The sequence below is a fragment of the Pseudomonas sp. MWU16-30317 genome (genome assembly GCF_020515695.1).
Taxonomy (GTDB): domain Bacteria; phylum Pseudomonadota; class Gammaproteobacteria; order Pseudomonadales; family Pseudomonadaceae; genus Aquipseudomonas.
Genome location: NZ_JAIWJA010000032.1, coordinates 1 through 311, shown reverse-complemented (window position 1 = coordinate 311; position 311 = coordinate 1). Strand labels below are relative to the sequence as shown.

General features: G+C 49.5%; 1 rRNA gene. It reads left to right on the top strand.

Features of this window, described 5'->3' with window-relative positions:
- Positions 1-193 precede the first annotated feature (193 nt).
- Positions 194-309: ribosomal RNA gene (gene rrf, locus LIX93_RS29495) — 5S ribosomal RNA — on the top strand.
- The last annotated feature ends 2 nt before the right edge of the window (positions 310-311 follow it).

Here is a 311-nt window from a genome sequence, read left to right as displayed (position 1 = left end):
ACCAATACTAATTGCCCGTGAGGCTTGACCATATAACACCCAAGCAATTTGCGACTCGAAAGAGCATCAGATTGCGGTGACTGTGGAGATGACACGAACCGAAAGTTCGTCGACTCTGAAGCGATACCCACAAATTATCACATGCCCGATTCGCTGGAAGACCGCGCAAACGGTCTACTGGCAAACAGAATTTCTTGACGACCATAGAGCATTGGAACCACCTGATCCCATCCCGAACTCAGCAGTGAAACGATGCATCGCCGATGGTAGTGTGGGGTTTCCCCATGTGAGAGTAGGTCATCGTCAAGATT